Here is a 17,822-nt window from a genome sequence, read left to right as displayed (position 1 = left end):
CCGCCGAGCCCCGAACCGCACCACCGAACCCGCGAGGAGCCCCGAGTGTCCGGAACCCCGGCCAGGACCGCCGACGTCACCACGGCAGCCGAAGTCGTGTGCCTCGGCGAGTCCATGGTGACGTTCCTGCCGTCGCAGCCCGGACGCCTCGCCGACGTACCCTCCTTCGGCCGCGGCATCGGCGGTGCCGAGTCCAATGTCGCCTGCGCGCTGGCCGCCGCCGGACACCGGACGGCCTGGGTCAGCCGGGTCGGCGCCGACGGATTCGGCGACCACCTCGTCCAGGCGATCACCGGATACGGCGTCGACACCTCCCGAGTGCGGCGCGACCCCTCGCGGCCCACCGGGATCTACTTCCGCACCGCCACCGACCGGGCCACCGACACGCACGAGGTCGCCTACTACCGGGCCGGCTCCGCCGCCTCCGCCATGTCACCGCGGAACATCCCGTACGAGACGCTCCCCGAGGCCCGGATCCTGCACCTGTCCGGCATCACCGCTGCGCTCTCCGCCGGCTGCCTGGACCTGCTCCACGACCTGACCGCGCCCCGGCCCGGCCGCCCGCTGATCTCCTTCGACGTCAACCACCGGCCCGGCCTGTGGCGATACGCCGACGCGTCCCCAGAGGTGCTCCTCGAACTGGCCCGCCGCAGCGACCTGGTCTTCGTCGGCGAGGACGAGGCGGAGGAGGCATGGGGGGTGACGGGCACGGAGGCGATCCGCGCGGCGCTGCCGGAACCGTCCGTCCTGGTCGTGAAGCGGGGCGCGGAGGGCGCGACGGTCTTCTCGGCGGCCGGCGACGTCACCACCGTCCCCGCCCTGCGCGTGGACGTCGTCGCACCCGTCGGCGCCGGCGACGCCTTCGCCGCCGGTTTCCTCTCCGCCACCCTCCGCGACCTCCCCGTGCGCGACCGCGTCCGGCACGGCCACCTCATGGCCGCCGCCGTCCTCACCGTCCCGGGCGACCTCACCGCCCCGCCCGCCCGCGCGCACGCCGACGCCCTTGCCGCACTGGACGACGAGGCCTGGGGGAGACTTCGTCTCGGCCCCGGGTGGACGGGGGACGACCAGGAGGTACGTACGACATGAGTCAGACCGTCGACCGGGCGCTGAGCATCCTGCCGCTGCTCGCCCAGGGGCCCGCCGACCTCGGCCAGGTCGCCGAGCGGCTCGGCGTCCACAAGTCCACGGCGCTGCGCCTGCTCCGTACGCTCCACGAACACGGACTCGTCTACCGCCAGCAGGATCAGCGCTACCGCCTCGGCGCCCGCCTCTTCGCCCTCGCGCAGGAGGCCGTGGAGAACCTCGACGTACGGGAGATCGCCCACCCCCACCTCGTCGAACTCAACGAGAGCTGCGGTCACACCGTGCATCTCGCGGTGTACGAGGAGCAGGAGGTCCTCTACATCGACAAGGTCGAGAGCCGCTACCCGGTCAGGATGTACTCGCGGATCGGCAAGCCCGTCGCGATCACCGTCGCCGCCGTCGCGAAGCTGCTCCTCGCCGACCTCTCCGAACCGGAGCGGCGCGCCGTCGCCGAGAAGCTCGACTACCCCATGTACACGTCCCGTTCGACCCCGAACGCCGGTGCCTTCCTCAAGGAGCTCACCGTCGTCCGTGAACAGGGCTGGGCCACCGACCTCGGCGGCCACGAGGAGTCCATCAACTGCATCGGCGCCCCGATCCGAGGGGCGGACGGACGGGTCGTCGCCGCGATGTCGGTCTCCGCGCCCAATGTCGTCGTCACGGCCGAGGAACTCCTCAGCCTGCTCCCGCTGGTGCGCCGCACCGCCGACTCCATCAGCCGGGAGTATTCCGGCACCACCCGACCCAAGAAGGCCTGAACAGCCATGACCGAGAAGACCGCCCTCACCCCGAGCACCCACACCACGCCCCCCGCGAAGTTCTCGCAGGTGTACGGGGGACGTTGTGCCGCGCCCGGTCAGGCCGCCGAGGCGCAGATGATGCTCCGGCCGTTGTTCACCTGCCAGTACCAGAACCGCTCCCCGCGCCCGGCCGGGCAGGTCCAGTTGGTGCCGGCCGAGGGCGCCCGGTAGTACCCGGTGATCCGGAGGATCGACTGGCCGGCCCGGGGAACGGTCGACGAGTTGCAGGAGAGCACCACCGTCAGATCGGCGTTGACAGCCCCCTGGACCTGTGCGGGGAAGCACTGGCCCACCTGGTACACCCGGTCCAGGCAGAGCGTGCGCTCGATCCCGTCCTCACCGGTCTTGTGCCACCAGGTGAAGCCCTGCCCCGTGTCGCAGGAACTGGACTCCCCGGACCGGGAGGTGACCCGGTTGACATGCATATAGGCGTTTCGGGCACGGCAGTTGACCCGGACCGGGGTCGCGGCACTCATCTTGCCGTGCCCGTCGCTGTACACATCGAGGCAGTCACCGGCGCGCACGGCGCGGAACGCTCGGTCGGTGGCGTCGGGCGTGGGCGTGGGTGTCGGGGTCGACGACGGCTCGTCGGCGGTGTCGTCCGACTCGTCCGAGGTGCCTCCGGCGTCGTTGCTGCTCTCGTTGTCGTCGGTGCCGGTGTTCTCGTCGTCGGAGCGGGTGTCGAGACCGCTGCCGGACGTGACGGTGCCGGAGGTGGTGGTGCCGGAGGTGGTGGTGCCGGCGGAGGAACCGCCGCTGCCGCTCGCCTTCCCCGCGGTGTCCCAGGGCTGCCAGATCACCAGGGCGGCGACGACGGCGAGGGCGATCAGCCAGCCCCAGTTCGAGGAACTGCCCGAGGAGGCGCCCGTCGGGCGCGTCGTGCCCCCGGCGGGCGAGGCGTTGGAGGACGCGGCCGCCCGCGCACGCGCGGAGCGGATCGCCTGCTCGGCGCGGGCGGCCTCCTCCGCGCGCCGCCTTTCGGCCCGCTCCCTTTCGGCCCGCTCCCTCTCGGCCCGCTCCCGCCTGGCCCGCTCCCGCGCGGCCGCTTCCTGCCGCGCCTGGTTCTGCGCGGAACGCTGCCGCTCGGCGCGGGCGGCCTCCTGGCGGGCGGCCTCCGCGCGTTCCCGCTCGACGCGCTGTGCCTCCTGCCGGGCTGCCCGCGCCCTTTCGCGCTCGGCGCGTTCCCGCTCGGCGTGCTCGACCCGTTCGCGTTCCTCGCGTTCCCGTTCGGCCTGCTCCGCCCGCTGCCGCTCGGCAAGCTCCGCGAGCGCCGCCAACTCCTGCCGGGTACGTTCGCGAAGGGCGCGGGCGCGGGCGGCGCGGGCCCTGCGCTCCTCCGTGTAGACCATCGTCGGGCGGGGCGGCGGCACCACGTTCGTGCGTTCGTCGACGGTCGGGGCCGCCGGGTTCGAGGGGCGGGCGTTCGCGAGTTCCAGGCCCTGGGTCGCGTACGCGCCGATCAGTTCCGTCCAGCGGGGAGGCAGCCAGCGGGTACCGCTGTGCGACGCGGGCATCCCGGTCTGGTCCCGGCGGAAGCGGGCGAGCAGCTCGGCGGGCTCGGGGCGTCCCGCCGGATCGGTGGCGAGGCAGGGGCGGATGGTCGGGACGAGTTCTTTGGGCAGTCCGTCGAGGTCGAGTTCGCCGCGCTGGACGCGGGCCAGCAGTCGTAGGGTGTCGCCGTCCGTTGCGTACGGGGGGCGTCCGGTGGCGAGGAGGAAGAGTGTCGCGCCCAGTGAGTAGACGTCGGAGGCGGCGGTCGATGCCTCGCCGCGTGCCTGCTCGGGGGAGGTGAAGGTGATCGTGCCCAGTGTGAGGCTGGTGCGGGTGAGGTCGGCTGCGTGCGAGATGCCGAAGTCGATCAGCCGCGGCCCGTCGAGCGGCAGCAGCACGTTCTGCGGTTTCACGTCGCGGTGGACGATGCCCAGGCCGTGCAGGGTGACCAGCGCCTCCGCGGTCCCGGCGGCGATCCACCGTACGGCCGAGGCGGGCAATAACCCACAGGTGCGGACGAGTTCGGAGAGCGGGGGCGCGGCGATGTAGTCGATGGCCATCCACGGTCGCTCGGCGTTCGCGTCGGAGTCCCGTACCCGCGCCGTGTACGCGCTGTCGACCCGCTGCGCGAGCGACACCTCGCGGGCGAAGCGCCGCCGGTCGGTCTCGCTGACGTTCCCCTCGGCCAGCAGTGTCTTCACGGCGACGAGCCCCCGGCCACCGCGCTCCGCGCCGTGGGCCAGATAGATCCGCCCCATGCCGCCGGACGCCAGCCGTCCGATCAGCCGGTACGGTCCGAGCGTCGCCGGATCGTCCGCGCCCAGTGCCTGCACCCGCGCCCCGGCCATGTCCCTCCCCCTGTCGCATCACCGTCGAGCCCAACACGAGCCCAACAACGGTGCCACGGGCGCGCTCGAACAGCCATGGATTGCGGGAAGTCCCGGGCACTCTGTTGCCGGTCCGGGACAGGCCCAGGACAGCCGCCGAACCCGGAACGTGCAGCAGCGCCGCCGGGGAAGCGGCGGCGCTGCTGGTCAGGATGCCGACAGGCGGTCACGGCAGGCTGCCGTGGACGGAACGGCCGCTGGACACGGCAGGCTGCCGTGGACGTTCCGGCCGTTGGTTACGGCAGACCGTGCACGTGCGGGGCCACCGCGTTCGACCAGGCGTTGCCCGACTTGGCGTCCCAGTTGGTCGACCAGGTCATCGCGCCCCGGATGCCGGGGTACGTCTTCGAGGGCTTGAACGTGCCGCAGTTGGTGCCGGAGGCCAGGCAGTCCAGGGCCGCGTTCACGACCGAGGGCGGGACATGGCCGCTGCCCGCACCGCTGGTGGAGGCGGGCACACCGAGGCCGACCTGGGACGGGTCGAGGCCGCCCTCCAGTTGGATGCAGGGAGCGTGTACGTCGAGTCGGGCTTCACGGCCACGGTCTGCGTGCACCGCGCGGTGTCCTGGCCGGACGGCGTGGCCTTGAGTGCGGCGGTGCCACCGTGCACGGGGGAGGAGACGGTGGTGCCGCTGTTGTCGGTGCAGGACCAGTTGGCGAGCCCGGATTCGAAGCCCGCGTTCTTGGCGACGTTGATGTCGGCGGCCTGGGCGCTTCCGGCGAGACCCGTGGCGGTCAGCGCGCCGGCAGCGAGGGCGGCCATGGCGCCGCCGAGCCGGATTCGGCGGCGCCCATGGATTCTGTGGCCGCTGAGGGGGGAACGTTCCACTTGCTGCCTCCGTGGGGGAGTTGGGGGATGCCTGCCGGGAGCGCCCGGTAACGAGCCGGCGGGGGACCGGCGGTACTCCGGGCCGTCCGGGAGGTGACGGGGAGAGGAAGAGGTGACGGGGAGAAGAAGGGGATGCGGAGTTGAGGAACGGTGGCCACCGCTGGCCGATAAGCTGGTCCAGACCAATCGGGTTGTCAAGGCCTCTGGCGATGAGATCTGCGGCGATCGCGCGCGCCGGGCCGGTCCGTACGTGCTCCGCTTCCGCCCCGCGACGCCCTCCGCAGGGCTCGAAGTCCAGGCGGCGCGCCAGCGAATTGACGTTTTGTTGATGCCTCGGGGTCACGTGCGGGTGAAGCTGCGGGGGTGCTCGGACAGTGACGGTCGGGCCCTGCGCGGGGGGTGGTGCGGGAGGTTCCGCATCCGTGCTGACATGCGGAGACGAATGCCTGGCCCTAGGTGACGGGGAGGTGGATCCGTGACCCTCCGCAGTTGTACAGAAGTTGACGATTTTCGATTTGATCCGATTTAGCACCCGGTCGTTACCCGGGCGCCTCGCACATGTTGTCGGAATGGCCTCCGAAAAGTGTTCTCTGCCAGGTAAGACGTGGATAAAGTGCTGAGGCAGAACCGCGGAGCAGGAGCGATTGCGGTCGACGTCATGACCGGCGTCCGGCCGGACCGAAACGGGGAACAGCGTGCCGACCGCAATAGCAGTGACCAGTGCTGACTTGGTACTACCTCCGACCGATCAGCAGACACCGACAGCCGCCCTGCTGCAGGCACCCGATGCCCAGGCACTGGAGATGGCCATCGGTGACATGCACGTGCTGCTCGAACAGCACGGCTACGTAGTCGCCGTCTATCCGTCCGCCATCTCGCCCGCCCACGAGCGCCGGCTCTACTCCGTGCGCTCGGTCCTGGAGAGCGACCGCATCGCCCTGGTCAAGGTGGACCTCCCGCCGCTGGGCGTCGCCGTGCTGGTCAGGCAGCTGCGCCAGTTGTCCATCTGCGACTTCAGCCCGGGAGTGGTCGCCTCCGCCGCCCGGCTGCTGACGCACTACATCCACGCGGGCGCCCTGCTCCACTCCGTCACCAAGTTCGACCGGGTCCCGGTCGACCTCAGGACCCATGCGAAGTCCTGGGTGCCCGGTTCACAGTTCGCCGTGGTCGCGGGGCCCGAACCGCAGCTCGTCAGGGTCGGCCCGAAGGTCGACCCGCCGACCGGTCCGGAATTCGGCACCCACCTGATGACCGCCAAAGGGCAGTCCCAGTCGGAGTGGGTGAAGGAGACCCTCGCGCCCGCGTGGAAGGTCCAGTCCATTCACGAGTCCGCACTTCCGTCCGAATCCCCGGCATGGTGGGGAACCGGAAAACTGGTGGAATTCGCTGCCTACCTGCCAGACATCTCCGTCCTGTACCAGCTGGTGGCCTCCGTGCGCCGTGAGAACTGCCACTGGTGCGGAATGGAACTCATCGGTGACCGCTGCGGGTTCTGCTCCTCCCCGCTACCCGCGGCCGAGAACCGCATGCACTCCGCCGGTGTCCTCAGCCATGGAGCGCTCGCACCACCACAGTCCTAGCGCTTCCGCTTTCCTCCGTAGACGCCCTTCCGTCCGCTGCCCTCAGCATCCGAATCGAACGAGGTTGTCCGGCCCATGAACTCCCGTCAGCGCCGCGGCGTGATACTCCTGCTTTTGTCGGTTCTGTGCGCCTTCGGCGCCTTCGCCGGCGTGCTCTCGGTGATCAGCGATGTCAACTCCAAGGTCGGGCCGGAGGTCTCGGCCTACCAGCTGAAGTCCGACGTAGCGCCCTATACCGCCCTGTCCGCCGGGCAGTTCGAGAAGATCTCGATGCCCAAGCGCTGGCTGTCCAAGAACGCGGTCACCGATCTCTCCGAGGTGAACGGCAAGATCGCCGTCACCCAACTGCGCAAGGGCTCGCTGCTCCAGTCCGACATGATGCAGCGCCGCCCCGAACTGCAGCCCGGGGAGCAGGAGATCGCCATCATGATCGACGCCGCGACCGGTGTCGCGGGCAAGATCACCCCCGGCGCCACCGTCAACATCTACGCCACCTTCGCCGGTGAGCGCGACGGCGAGCCCTCCCAGTCGAAGGTCATCGTCTCCAACGCCAAGGTCCTGGACGTCGGCAAGCTGACCGCCCTGGAGCCCAGCAGCGACGGCAAGTCCAGCATGGGCACCGAGGCCGTTCCGATCACCTTCGCGCTCAACACGCTCGACACCCAGCGCATCGCCTACGCCGAGTCCTTCGCGGAGCACGTACGCCTCGCGCTCCTCGCCTCCGGCAGCGACAGCACCATCCGTCCGGGCGACCGGACCTACACGATCGACAAGGACAAGTGAGGATCGAATGACCACGAGGATCCTCCCGGCCGTCGGTGACGTCGACGCTGCCAGATCCGTGAGCACCCTGCTCAGCCAGCTCCCCGAAGCGGAGCCGGCCGCTCCGGTCAGCGACTCGACCCAGCTCATCGACACCCTCGCCCGCCTCGCGGGCGAGTCGCTCGACGATCTGCCCGAGGTCGTGCTGGTCCACGAGCGGATCGGACCGGTGCCGGCCCTGGAACTGATCCGGGAGGTCTCCCTGCGCTTCCCCGCCATCGGGGTCGTGCTGATCACCGCCGATGTCACCCCCGGCCTGTTCTCGTCCGCGATGGAATCGGGTGCGCGAGGCGTCGTCACCCTCCCCCTCAGCTACGAGGAACTGGCCAACCGGGTTCAATCCGCGGCCCAGTGGTCGGTCGGCGTCCGCCGTCACCTGACCACCGGGAACGATGTCTTCACCGGCCCCGGCGGTACGGTCATCACCGTCAGCGGCGCCAAGGGCGGTGTCGGAGCCACCGTCACCGCCGTACAACTGGCCCTGGCTGCCCAGGCGTCCGGGCGCAGCGTCGCCCTGGTCGACATGGACCTCCAGGCCGGTGACATCGGTTCTTACCTCGATGTGCAGTTCCGGCGGTCCATCGTCGACCTGTCGTCGATCACCGACATCTCGCCGCGCGTCCTGTCCGACGCCGTGTTCAGCCACAACACCGGTCTGGCACTGCTCCTGGCACCCAGCGAGGGCGAGAGTGCCGAGGAGGTCAGCGACCGCTCGGCCCGGCAGATCGTCAGCGCCATGCGCTCGCGCTACGAGGTCCTGATCGTCGACTGCGGCAGCCAGCTCCAGGGCGCCAGCGCGGCGGCCATCGAGATGGCCGACACGGCCCTGCTGGTCACCACCCCCGATGTGATCGCGGTGCGCGGTGCCAAGCGTCTCGTACGGATGTGGGACCGGCTCCAGATCCGCAAGGCGGAGGAGACGGTCACCGTCGTCAACCGCTTCATCCGCAACACCGAGATCCAGCCGCAGCTGATCGAGAAGATCACCGGCACCAGCACGGCCAACACGGCGATTCCGGCGAACTTCAAGGAACTCCAGGCCGTCGTCGACGCCGGCCGGCTGCACGAACTCGACTCCAAGAGCACGGTCAAACAGGCCCTCTGGGCCCTTGCGGGCGAGCTCGGCATCGTCAAGGTTCCTGAGAAGGAGAAGAACGGCGCGAAGGCCGGCGCGAAGTTCAAGAACGACCGAGGCTCGATCGGGCGTCGGCGCGACCGCGACGGCGACTCCCGGAAACGGCCGACGACCTAGGGGGCAAGTTGACCAATGGCACTTACCGAGACGAAAGACACGGAGATACGGGGAAGGCGCTACGGTGACGCCGCCCCGGCCGGGGGCGGCATGCGCGCCCGTCTCCTCGGCCGCGGACGCGACCGCGGCCAGACCGCGATCGAGTTCCTGGGCGTCACACCGCTGATCATCCTGCTGCTGATCGCGCTCTGGCAGTGCGCGCTGATCGGGTACACGTTCTCCTTGGCGGGGAACTCGGCGGACCAGGCCGCACACAAGGGCGCCATCACACAGGGCATGCGCGGACAGGCGTGCCGGGACGCGGCCAAGGAGGACCTGCCGACGGTCTGGCGGAAGTCCATGAAGCGCACGAAGTGTGAGAACTCGGGCTCGCTGTACAAGGCCACCGTGCAGCTGCGGGTACCGGTACTGGTGCCCGGAGTGCTCAACTGGCCGATGACCATCGAGGGCAACGCCGCGTCACCGCTGGAGGCCAAGCGATGAGCATGCGCGTACACACACCGGGCCGGAAGGCCGCCGGGACCCGCCGGGACCGCGGCCAGGTCGCCATCGAGTACATGGGCTTCATCCCGCTGCTGCTCCTGGTGGGCCTCTTCGCGATTCAGCTGGGGGTCGCCGCGTACGCCGCCAACCAGGCGGGCACCGGTGCCCGCGCGGCTGCGCGTACCGCCGCCCAGGACGTGCCGCGCGGGGACTCCGAGCGGGCCGGGCGCGAGGCGATGAGCGACTGGCTCAGCAGCCACAAGAACGCGAAGTTCAGGCGCCATGGCGGGACCGGCGAAGTGACATACACCACTCGCGTGAGGATCCCCTCCGTCGTGCCCGGAATCGACGACTGGGGTTGGGCCAGTCGCAGTTCCACCATGCCGCGAGGTTGAGCGGGGCCCGCATCGCAACACCGGAGCACCACGAGCAAGTCTGAACGAGGAGTTACGCAATGAGTCTGCGGGCACGCATGACCGCCCCCGAGAAGAGCGGCGGGGCGCGGGAGGACAGCCACATGGTGGCCACCTACCGCGCCAAGCTGCTCGAAGAGATCGACCTGGCCGAGATGTCGTCGCTCGCCGCCGCAGACCGGCGAGCGCGGCTGGAGCGCGTGCTCAGCCACATCATCAGCCGCGAAGGGCCGGTCCTCTCGACCGTCGAACGCACCCAGCTGATCCGCCGGGTCGTCGACGAGGCCCTCGGGCTCGGCATTCTGGAACCGCTCCTGGAGGACGCGTCCATCACCGAAATCATGGTGAACGGGCCGGACCAGATCTTCGTCGAGCGCAGCGGCAAGGTCGAGCAGCTGCCGATGCGTTTCAGTTCGCACGAGCAGCTGATGCAGACGATCGAACGCATCGTGTCGACGGTCAACCGCCGCGTCGACGAGTCAAACCCCATGGTTGACGCGCGTCTACCCAGTGGTGAGCGTGTCAACGTCATCATCCCGCCGCTGTCGCTGACCGGTGCGACGCTCACCATCCGACGGTTCCCGAGGGCCTTCACCCTCCAGGAAATGATCAACGTCGGCTCGCTCGACGAGCAGATGCTGATTCTGCTGTCCGGACTCGTCCAGGCGAAACTCAATGTGATCGTCTCCGGGGCCACCGGTACCGGGAAGACGACGCTCCTGAACGCGCTCTCCGGCCTGATCCCCGACAGCGAGCGCATCGTCACCATCGAGGACTCCGCGGAGCTCCAGCTCCAGCAGAGCCACGTCATCCGGCTGGAGTCCCGGCCGGCGAACGTCGAGGGCAAGGGCCAGATCACCATCCGTGACCTGGTCCGCAACTCCCTGCGTATGCGCCCCGACCGCATCGTCGTCGGTGAGGTCCGTGGCGGCGAGTCGCTCGACATGCTCCAGGCGATGTCGACCGGTCACGACGGCTCGCTCGCCACCGTCCACGCCAACAACGCCGAGGACGCACTCATGCGTCTGCAGACCCTGGCCTCGATGTCCGAGATCGAGATCCCGTTCGAGGCGCTGCACGACCAGATCAACAGCGCCGTCGACGTGATCGTCCAGCTGACCAGGCACGCCGACGGTTCCCGAAAGATCACCGAGATCGCCGTTCTCGACTCGCACGGCAGGGACCCCTACCGCATCGTGTCCGTTGCCCGGTTCGACGCCCAGCCCATGGACGCCGAAGGACGGATCAACGGCGAGTTCAAGTACCTCCCGATCCCGCGCAAGATCGCCGACCGCCTCTACATGGCCAGCCAGCCCATCCCGCAGGCCTTCGGGGTCGCCGAATCCGCCGAACAGCTCGCCACCCGAGAGGCCAACTAGGTACCGTGCCATGACGAATCTCCCTCTTCTCACCATCGGCGTCACGCTGCTCGCCGGCGTCACCGGCGTCGTGGGCCTGCACGCCTACAGCGGTGGCAGCGCCGACCGGGACGCCCTGGTGGACCGTCTCTCGCACACCGGGCACATACCGGAGACGGGCCGCCGTCGCCGGTTCCGGGCGCTGGACAGCCGACTGCGGAAGACCGGTCTGGGCCGGAAGCTCGAACTGAAGCTGGCCGCCACCGGCCTCGAGATCACCCCGGGCGAGTTCTTCGTCTACGCCGTCGTCGCCATGGCGGGGCTCTGGATGATCGCTTCGTCCCTGCTCGCCAGCTTCTTCGGCCCGGTCGCCGCTCTCATCGGCCTCTGGGGGACCAACGCCTTCCTGAACTGGCAACGGACCAAGCGCACCGAGCACTTCATCAACCAGCTTCCCGAGCTCGCCCGTATTCTCGCCAACGCCACCCAGGCCGGCCTCGCGTTGCGTACCTCGATCGGCATGGCGGCCGACGAACTGGAGGACCCGGCGGGCGAGGAACTGGCCCGGGTCGCCCGCCGTCTTGCCGTCGGCGAGTCCCTTGAGGACGCGATGAGCGAACTCACCGACCGGCTGCCTTCCCGCGAACTCGTCGTCCTCGTGACCACCCTGGTCCTGTCCAACCGGGCCGGCGGTACGGTCGTCAGCTCGCTGCGCAACCTCACCGAGACGCTGGAGGAGCGCAAGGAGACCCGACGAGAGGTCAAGACCCAGCTCTCCCAGGTGACGGTCACGGCCTACGCCGTTCCCGCCTTCGGTCTGGGCGCCATGCTCCTGATGAACGCGGTCATGCCCGGCGCTCTCGACCGTATGACCGGCGCGTTCATCGGCCAGGTCGCGGTGATCGTCTCCCTTGCCCTGTACGCGATCGGATTCATCGTGATCCGCCGCCTCTCCAAGATCGACGTCTGAAGGGTGGTGCACTGATGGACCTGTTGCTGGCAGGCGTCGTAGGGCTCGCGGTCTTCGGAGCCATCGCGGGCATCCGCATGTACCGGGCGGACGCGAAGCTCCCCGATGACCTCGCGATCGCGCTGGAAGTCGGCTCGACCCGTACCAGTGCGGTCGGCTCCGGCATCGACCGCCTCGGCATGCGCTGGGCTCCTGCGGTCTTGCGGATGATGGGCCCCAAGGCCGTCAACAAGAAGCGCCGCCAGATCGACATGGCGGGTAACCCCGGCGGCCTGACCATCGACCGATACGCTGCCCGCCGAGCCGTCTACGGCGCACTCGGCCTGCTCGGTGCCTTCTCGATGATTATTCGTGGGCAGATCTTCCTCTCCCTGATATTGATCGCCTTCGGAATATTCTGGGTCGAGGTCGGCATCTGGTCCGCGGTTCGCATCCGTCGTGAGCACATCGACCGGACGCTTCCGGACTTCCTCGATGTGCTCGCCGTCGTGGTCTCCGCCGGCCTCGGTTTCCGTCAGGCCCTGGCCAGGGTCGCCGAGAAGTACGAAGGGCCCTGGGCCGACGAGCTGCGCATCACGCTGCGCCAGATGGACATGGGTGTCAGCCGCCGTGAGGCGTTCGATCAGCTGCGCAAGCGCAATGACTCGGAGCAGGTCGCGATGTTCGTGACCACACTCCAGCAGGGCGAGGAGCTCGGTGCGCCGATCGTCGAGACGCTGATCCAGATAGCCAACGACATGCGTCGCACGGACGCCCAGAACGCCCGCCGGAAGGCGGCCAGGGCCGTTCCCAAGGCGACCTTCGCGGTCACCACGTTCCTTCTCCCCGGAACGCTCGTGATGCTGACGGTCGGCTTCGTCTACGGGGTCAACGTCGACTTCAGCACCCTCATGGGCGGATGACGTGAACGGGGCGGACGGTGGGCAGAACCGCCGAGGGGAGGTGAGACGTTCATGTCGTTCCAGCTCGGCAGCATCCAGTCCGGACTGAATGCGCAGGTACGTCAGGCGATCGCCGATCCCGGAGCACGCCCGGCGTTCGCGATCCAGCTCAACGCGCTCCAGGCGATGTGCCGCCAGGTCTTCGGCTTCCGGCTCGCCATGATCGCCATCGCCACACCGTTCGCCATCGATCACACGGCCTCGGGCCTGGCCACCTGGCTGATCGGCTCGGCCATCCTGGTCACCTTCATGGGCAGCTACGTCCTGTTCCGTGACTGGGAACGCTTCGGACCGGTTCTGCTGCGGCACCCCTGGCTGCTCGGCATCGACGCCTTCTTCGGTGCCCTGCTGCTGATCACCGCCTCACCGGAATCCACTCTCGCCTACGTCACCGTGTGCACCCCGATGCTGGCCGGACTGGTCCACGGCTGGCGGGGCGCCGCCGTCTTCGCGGCGCTCCAGACGGCGATCGTCCTCGGCGTGTACGGGACCGATCCAAGGCTTGAAGCCACCGGCGCGACGGCGTTCCTCCTTCCGGGCTTCTGCGTGATAGCGGGAGCAGTCGGAGTCACGCTGCGCAACCTCCTTCTCCGCTTCGGCTCCGCCAGTCAGGCCCTCACCGAGGCCAAGGCGCGGCTCGCCGTCAGTGAGGCGGTGGAGGGCGAACGCGCCCGCCTGGCCAGGGAAATGCACGACTCGGTGGCCAAGACCCTGCACGGCCTGGCGCTGGCAGCCGACGGCCTGGCGGTCTCCTCCGACCGGATGGACCCGCTCACCGTCAAGCACCAGGCCGAACTGGTCGCCCGCGCCGCCCGCCGGGCCGCCGCCGAATCCCGTGAACTGCTCTCCGACCTGCGCCGCGAGTCCGGACTGGACGGAGGCGTGGACGTGACCCGAGAGCTCCGGGCCCGTGCCGACGACTTCACCCGACGCCACGAGCTCACTGCCACCTTCCGACTCCTCAACGACGTCCCGATCCCACAGGTCCCCCAGGTGGTCGCCCGCCAACTGCTCACCATCGCCTCCGAAGCGATGGAGAACGCCCACCGTCACGCAGAACCCACCTACCTCGTCGTACTCGCAGGTGTGGAGGGCGACGTCCTGCGCGTCAGCGTGTACGACGACGGGTGCGGCCTGCCCCCGGGCACGACGCTCGACGACCTCCGGCACGCCGGGCACTTCGGTCTGGTCGGAATGGTCGAGCGCGCCGCGTCCATCGGCGCCCGTATCCGTATCGGCAAAGGGAAGGCGACCAAGGGAACCGAGGTCCGCCTGGAACTCCCGATCGCAGCTCTGCTCGCCACTGCCGGCGCGCAGCAGCCCGACTGAACCGCTCCGTTTTCCACCCTCACCCCCCAATAGACCCTTGAGAGGAGGTCGCAGATGCCGGACGACGTCTCCCGCGCGTCGGGCCAGAACCGGGCCGCACAGCACCACGCGTCCCAGCACACGTCCCCGCACGTCACACCGCTCACCTCGGAGCCCAGCTCCAACGCGTTCCCTGTCTCCCAGCAGCCCGCGGCATCCGAACCCATGCCTCCGTTTCCCGCGGCGGTGCCCATGGCCGTTCCCGGCGCCCTGAGGGTCGTCGTCGCCGACGACAACCCCGTGGTCCGGGCCGGCCTCGGAGTCCTGCTCTCCGGCCGCGACGACATCGAAGTCGTCGCGGAGGCAGCAGACGGCCGCCAGGCCTACGACATGGCCGTCCAGCACCGTCCCGATGTCGTCCTGCTCGATGTCCGGATGCCTGGCGTGGACGGCATCTCCGCGCTGCCGCACCTCGTGCAGATCGCCCCTGTGATGATGCTGACCTACAGCCGTGAGAACGAGATCGTGCACGAGGCGCTGCGCCTGGGCGCGAGCGGCTATCTGGTCCATGGCGAGTTCACGGCCGATCAGCTGGTGCAGGCCGTACGCGACACGAAGGACGGCCGGGCCCACTTCACCGCCACCGCGGCGAACGCCCTTTTGGCCCACATGCGCCAGGGCCCGGGACCGCAGTCGCGAACGCTTCCGGAGGGGCTCGGAACGGCGCTGACCACAGGCGTTCCCTACCAGGGCCCCGGGTACGACGGACATACCCCGAGCCCCGTTCAGCAGCACGGAGCGCCTGCACACGCGCCCAAGCCCGTACCGTCTCCACCTGCGCCGCGCCCCGTCCGGTCATCGCAGGGTCTTTCGCATCTGCAACCAGTTGTGGCACAGTCTTCCATGACCGGGGAACCGGGCACGAAGCTCAACAGGCAGCAGTACGGGCTGAGTTCACGGGAGGTGGAGGTCATGGAGCTGATCGCATCCGGCATGAGCAATCAGCAGATCGCCGCCACCTGCTTCATCAGCGAGAAGACGGTCAAGAACCACATCAACCGCATCTTCACCAAGCTGCACAGTGCGAGCCGCAGCGAGGCCATCGCCCGCTGGCTCGGCACGGCCCCCTCCACGGGCAGTGGGGTTCGCGAGGCCGGTGGTCACCGTGGCTGAGCAGAAGAGCGTGAGCGTAGCCGTGACGGGGCGTGGGTCCTGGCGACGTGTACGGGTGCCACAGACCCAACTGACGCTTTGGGCCCGGGAATGGGCCCTGGGGCCCTCCGGCGGGCAGGTCGCGCCGCCGTATGTTTCTCATGTCGCCAGCGGCACCGGCCAGGAGGAAGTCGGTTCCGCAGGCGGCGCCCAAGAAACTTGCGAGTCGGCCGACTACCGGTCGGCCGAATCCGGAGGGGAATCCCATGTCGAACATCACTCTGAAGACGGCCGTGCGCATCAACGGCTGGGCCAACACCACCGTCAGCGCCATCCAGAAGCGCTACGAGGCCAAGGACCGCGGCCAGACGGCGTTCGAGTACCTGGGCATCATCCTGGTGGTCGTGGCGATCATCGGCGCGATCGCGGCCTCCGGCATCGGCGGCGCGATCTCGAACAAGATCACCGACATGGTGTCGCAGATCAAGGCCAGCTAATGACCGCGAAGCTTCGCGGCGAGGCAGGGCAGGCTTTCCCCATCTACGTTGTGATGGTGGCGGGCCTGCTCTTCCTCGCGTTTGCCTTCTTTACCGTCGGCAAGGCCGCTGCCTTGCGCAACGGGGCCCAGGGAGCAGCGGATGCCGCCGCGCTGGCTGCCGCCCAGCAGTCGCGTGCGGAGTTCGAGGGCCCGTTCCTCGCTTCACTTCCCGGGAACATGCTGGACACGTTCCTGCAGGCACACCCGGTCACTGGGTGCCATGCGGCTGATGCGCTTGCCGCAGACAACGACGCGAAGCTCGCCCCGCCGCCCGGATGCGTCGCTACGCCCGGCGGAGAGCGGGACAAGATCAGAGTTGATGTCGAGACTCTCAAGCCTGTCGGTGCGTCTGTGGTTCCCGGCATGAAGCGCACGTTTGCCGAGGGGCACGCCACTGCCGTCATTGAGTGGCGCTGCCCCGTTTGGCGCCCCGTCGATTTCAACGACGACGGCATCCAGGACGTGTACTTCTTCACGTGCAGGGGCGGAGAGATGCTCACGATCAGCACGAGCGAGAAACCGTACTGGCCTCGGGTGAGCAAGATCCTCTTTGACGTGCACCTGGTCGACAGCTGACAGTGAACGACGAGTAAAGGAATCAGAAGCGATGAGCATTCGGCGCTCCATCAAGTCCAGAAGGGTGGTGGCAGCCGCTTCGATGGCGGCAGCCCTGGCCCTGGCCGTCACCGGCTGCGGTGCCGAGGACGGCGGAGGGACAAAGGACACCGGCTCGCCCTCTTCTCCGGCTTCCCCCAAGTCCTCCGACGAGGGCAAGGGGGAGAAGCAGGAGGACACAGCGGCCGGGGAGAACGTGGACCCGAATGTGAAGCTCGCAGAGGCCAGGGGCGACAAGGGCATGCTTCTGGTCATCAATCAGGTGAAGCGCGACTCCGGTGGCTTCGTCACGGTCCAGGCGGAGTTGAAGAACCAGGGCCAGGCCCCGGTCAATCCGTCCGCCTGGGCCGGCAACGAACCCATCATCGTCAGCAAGAACCTGAACTCCGTCGGCGGCGCGACGCTTGTGGACAAGGCAGGAAAGAAGCGCTACTACATCCTCCGGGACACCGACGGTCGCTGCCTTTGCACGACCGGCATGACCGCCGTCCAACCCGGCGCCTCGGTCCCGGTGTTCATGCAGTTCCCGGCGCCGCCCGCCGCGACGACCGAGGTTGACTTCAACCTGCCGACGTTCGCCACGACGTCGCTGAAGATCTCCGGGTGACCGGCGAGATGACGAACAACCGCATGCGGCGCCGTCCGATTCAACTGGCAGGCATGGCCATTGCGACAGCCATGCTGATGGCCGGGACGTCCGTCATGGGCGCCTCGGCGGCTCTGGCCGATGACGGACCGAGCGTGCCGCCCGGCACCGAGGCATCCGAGACTCCACCTGTCGCTGTGGACGGCAAGGACCCCGACCTGAAGATGGTCGATGGCGGTACGCTCGCCCCCGCCCGGGTTCTCGACATCATCCAGGTCGTCGAGGACATGGGCGGCGAGGAGCGCCGCGAGGACAGCAACGCGAACGTCAAGTTCGCGCTCCAGGCCGAGGTGCTCTTCGGCAAGGACAGCGCCAAGCTGAGCCCCGCGGCCAACTCCCGCATCGCCGCCATCGCCGCCGAGATCAAGAAGCAGAACGCCACCAAGGTGCGCGTCTTCGGCTTCACCGACAACCTCGGTTCCTCGGCCCACGGCGATGTGCTGTCCAAGCAGCGTGCCGATGCCGTGCATGCGGTGCTGGTGAAGGACCTGGGATCGGGCATCAGTTTCGAGATCCGTGGCTACGGCGAGCAGTACCCGATCGCCAACAACAGCACGGAAGAAGGCCGCAAGAAGAACCGCCGGGTGGAGGTTTCCTTCCCGCGCAGCACGTCTTCCTGAGGAACCGCGCCACAGCAGGGCTCGGCACCGC

Annotated in this window: 18 protein-coding genes and 2 pseudogenes; 17 read left to right on the top strand and 3 right to left on the bottom strand. The window is 68.9% G+C overall.

What is annotated here, in order from left to right; translation table 11 throughout:
• Positions 1 to 45 precede the first annotated feature (45 nt).
• The 3 genes and pseudogenes from ACWCQ6_RS06325 to ACWCQ6_RS06315 all read left to right on the top strand — a co-directional run.
• Positions 46 to 1,089, top strand: coding sequence for a sugar kinase (locus ACWCQ6_RS06325; protein WP_451085988.1), 1,044 nt, complete (start codon positions 46 to 48; stop codon positions 1,087 to 1,089).
• Positions 1,086 to 1,844: an IclR family transcriptional regulator gene (locus ACWCQ6_RS06320; protein WP_451085986.1), complete on the top strand. Its 759-nt coding sequence runs from the start codon at positions 1,086 to 1,088 to the stop codon at positions 1,842 to 1,844. The genes ACWCQ6_RS06325 and ACWCQ6_RS06320 overlap by 4 nt, the downstream gene beginning before the upstream one ends.
• A 6-nt stretch (positions 1,845 to 1,850) precedes the next feature.
• Positions 1,851 to 1,913, top strand: a pseudogene (locus ACWCQ6_RS06315) (RidA family protein); the annotation flags it as partial.
• A gap of 29 nt (positions 1,914 to 1,942) precedes the next feature.
• On the opposite strand, the gene ACWCQ6_RS06310 reads toward ACWCQ6_RS06315, so the two are convergent.
• The 3 genes and pseudogenes from ACWCQ6_RS06310 to ACWCQ6_RS06300 form a co-directional block, all read right to left on the bottom strand.
• The gene (locus ACWCQ6_RS06310) at positions 1,943 to 4,225 is read right to left on the bottom strand and encodes a serine/threonine-protein kinase (RefSeq protein WP_451085984.1); all 2,283 of its coding nucleotides are present in this window, start codon (positions 4,223 to 4,225) and stop codon (positions 1,943 to 1,945) included.
• 275 nt (positions 4,226 to 4,500) lie between these two features.
• A pseudogene (locus ACWCQ6_RS06305) lies at positions 4,501 to 4,770 on the bottom strand (chitinase); the annotation flags it as partial.
• Complete coding sequence (locus ACWCQ6_RS06300) at positions 4,668 to 5,027, bottom strand: carbohydrate binding domain-containing protein (protein ID WP_451086224.1); 360 nt, start codon at positions 5,025 to 5,027, stop codon at positions 4,668 to 4,670. The gene ACWCQ6_RS06300 and the pseudogene ACWCQ6_RS06305, both read right to left, overlap by 103 nt.
• A gap of 779 nt (positions 5,028 to 5,806) precedes the next feature.
• Between ACWCQ6_RS06300 and ACWCQ6_RS06295 the strand changes: the two genes are divergently transcribed.
• From ACWCQ6_RS06295 to ACWCQ6_RS06230, 14 genes are all read left to right on the top strand, one after another.
• Positions 5,807 to 6,673, top strand: coding sequence for a hypothetical protein (locus ACWCQ6_RS06295; protein WP_451085982.1), 867 nt, complete (start codon positions 5,807 to 5,809; stop codon positions 6,671 to 6,673).
• Positions 6,674 to 6,748: 75 nt separating this feature from the next.
• Positions 6,749 to 7,456, top strand: a complete 708-nt coding sequence (cpaB, locus tag ACWCQ6_RS06290) for a Flp pilus assembly protein CpaB (protein ID WP_451085980.1) — start codon at positions 6,749 to 6,751, stop codon at positions 7,454 to 7,456.
• Positions 7,457 to 7,463: 7 nt separating this feature from the next.
• Positions 7,464 to 8,747 carry an AAA family ATPase gene (locus ACWCQ6_RS06285; protein ID WP_451085978.1) on the top strand — a complete coding sequence of 428 codons (1,284 nt, stop codon included), beginning with the start codon at positions 7,464 to 7,466 and terminating at the stop codon, positions 8,745 to 8,747.
• A 15-nt stretch (positions 8,748 to 8,762) separates the two neighbouring features.
• Positions 8,763 to 9,230: a TadE/TadG family type IV pilus assembly protein gene (locus ACWCQ6_RS06280; protein ID WP_451085976.1), complete on the top strand. Its 468-nt coding sequence runs from the start codon at positions 8,763 to 8,765 to the stop codon at positions 9,228 to 9,230.
• Positions 9,227 to 9,625 carry a TadE/TadG family type IV pilus assembly protein gene (locus ACWCQ6_RS06275; RefSeq protein ID WP_451085974.1) on the top strand — a complete coding sequence of 133 codons (399 nt, stop codon included), beginning with the start codon at positions 9,227 to 9,229 and terminating at the stop codon, positions 9,623 to 9,625. Before ACWCQ6_RS06280 ends, ACWCQ6_RS06275 begins: the two co-directional genes overlap by 4 nt.
• Before the next feature lie 59 nt (positions 9,626 to 9,684).
• A complete protein-coding gene (locus ACWCQ6_RS06270; RefSeq protein ID WP_451085972.1) occupies positions 9,685 to 11,022 on the top strand; it encodes a CpaF family protein in 1,338 nt (445 codons plus the stop codon).
• A gap of 10 nt (positions 11,023 to 11,032) precedes the next feature.
• Entirely contained in the window at positions 11,033 to 11,971 is a 939-nt protein-coding gene (locus ACWCQ6_RS06265) for a type II secretion system F family protein (RefSeq protein WP_451085970.1), read from the top strand.
• A 14-nt stretch (positions 11,972 to 11,985) separates the two neighbouring features.
• Positions 11,986 to 12,873: a DUF5936 domain-containing protein gene (locus ACWCQ6_RS06260; protein WP_451085968.1), complete on the top strand. Its 888-nt coding sequence runs from the start codon at positions 11,986 to 11,988 to the stop codon at positions 12,871 to 12,873.
• Positions 12,874 to 12,924: 51 nt separating this feature from the next.
• The gene (locus ACWCQ6_RS06255) at positions 12,925 to 14,241 is read left to right on the top strand and encodes a sensor histidine kinase (RefSeq protein WP_451085966.1); all 1,317 of its coding nucleotides are present in this window, start codon (positions 12,925 to 12,927) and stop codon (positions 14,239 to 14,241) included.
• Between the two features lie 54 nt (positions 14,242 to 14,295).
• Positions 14,296 to 15,393, top strand: coding sequence for a response regulator (locus tag ACWCQ6_RS06250; protein ID WP_451085964.1), 1,098 nt, complete (start codon positions 14,296 to 14,298; stop codon positions 15,391 to 15,393).
• A 245-nt stretch (positions 15,394 to 15,638) separates the two neighbouring features.
• Complete coding sequence (locus tag ACWCQ6_RS06245) at positions 15,639 to 15,869, top strand: Flp family type IVb pilin (RefSeq protein WP_451085962.1); 231 nt, start codon at positions 15,639 to 15,641, stop codon at positions 15,867 to 15,869.
• Positions 15,869 to 16,486 carry a pilus assembly protein TadG-related protein gene (locus ACWCQ6_RS06240; protein WP_451085960.1) on the top strand — a complete coding sequence of 206 codons (618 nt, stop codon included), beginning with the start codon at positions 15,869 to 15,871 and terminating at the stop codon, positions 16,484 to 16,486. Before ACWCQ6_RS06245 ends, ACWCQ6_RS06240 begins: the two co-directional genes overlap by 1 nt.
• Before the next feature lie 31 nt (positions 16,487 to 16,517).
• Complete coding sequence (locus ACWCQ6_RS06235; RefSeq protein WP_451085958.1) at positions 16,518 to 17,132, top strand: hypothetical protein; 615 nt, start codon at positions 16,518 to 16,520, stop codon at positions 17,130 to 17,132.
• Between the two features lie 53 nt (positions 17,133 to 17,185).
• Positions 17,186 to 17,791, top strand: a complete 606-nt coding sequence (locus ACWCQ6_RS06230; RefSeq protein WP_451085956.1) for an OmpA family protein — start codon at positions 17,186 to 17,188, stop codon at positions 17,789 to 17,791.
• Positions 17,792 to 17,822: the final 31 nt, after the last annotated feature.

The organism is Streptomyces sp. NPDC001880 (genome assembly GCF_053594575.1).
This window is presented reverse-complemented; position numbering and strand designations above follow the sequence as displayed.

Coding starts and splice junctions, on each gene's coding strand:
- ACWCQ6_RS06320 (WP_451085986.1), top strand. CDS start 1,086: ATGAGTCAGACCGTCGACCGGGCGCTGAGCATCCTGCCGCTGCTCGCC.
- ACWCQ6_RS06310 (WP_451085984.1), bottom strand. CDS start 4,225: ATGGCCGGGGCGCGGGTGCAGGCACTGGGCGCGGACGATCCGGCGACG.
- ACWCQ6_RS06300 (WP_451086224.1), bottom strand. CDS start 5,027: ATGGCCGCCCTCGCTGCCGGCGCGCTGACCGCCACGGGTCTCGCCGGA.
- cpaB (WP_451085980.1), top strand. CDS start 6,749: ATGAACTCCCGTCAGCGCCGCGGCGTGATACTCCTGCTTTTGTCGGTT.
- ACWCQ6_RS06285 (WP_451085978.1), top strand. CDS start 7,464: ATGACCACGAGGATCCTCCCGGCCGTCGGTGACGTCGACGCTGCCAGA.
- ACWCQ6_RS06280 (WP_451085976.1), top strand. CDS start 8,763: ATGGCACTTACCGAGACGAAAGACACGGAGATACGGGGAAGGCGCTAC.
- ACWCQ6_RS06275 (WP_451085974.1), top strand. CDS start 9,227: ATGAGCATGCGCGTACACACACCGGGCCGGAAGGCCGCCGGGACCCGC.
- ACWCQ6_RS06270 (WP_451085972.1), top strand. CDS start 9,685: ATGAGTCTGCGGGCACGCATGACCGCCCCCGAGAAGAGCGGCGGGGCG.
- ACWCQ6_RS06265 (WP_451085970.1), top strand. CDS start 11,033: ATGACGAATCTCCCTCTTCTCACCATCGGCGTCACGCTGCTCGCCGGC.
- ACWCQ6_RS06260 (WP_451085968.1), top strand. CDS start 11,986: ATGGACCTGTTGCTGGCAGGCGTCGTAGGGCTCGCGGTCTTCGGAGCC.
- ACWCQ6_RS06255 (WP_451085966.1), top strand. CDS start 12,925: ATGTCGTTCCAGCTCGGCAGCATCCAGTCCGGACTGAATGCGCAGGTA.
- ACWCQ6_RS06250 (WP_451085964.1), top strand. CDS start 14,296: ATGCCGGACGACGTCTCCCGCGCGTCGGGCCAGAACCGGGCCGCACAG.
- ACWCQ6_RS06245 (WP_451085962.1), top strand. CDS start 15,639: ATGTCGAACATCACTCTGAAGACGGCCGTGCGCATCAACGGCTGGGCC.
- ACWCQ6_RS06240 (WP_451085960.1), top strand. CDS start 15,869: ATGACCGCGAAGCTTCGCGGCGAGGCAGGGCAGGCTTTCCCCATCTAC.
- ACWCQ6_RS06235 (WP_451085958.1), top strand. CDS start 16,518: ATGAGCATTCGGCGCTCCATCAAGTCCAGAAGGGTGGTGGCAGCCGCT.
- ACWCQ6_RS06230 (WP_451085956.1), top strand. CDS start 17,186: ATGGCCATTGCGACAGCCATGCTGATGGCCGGGACGTCCGTCATGGGC.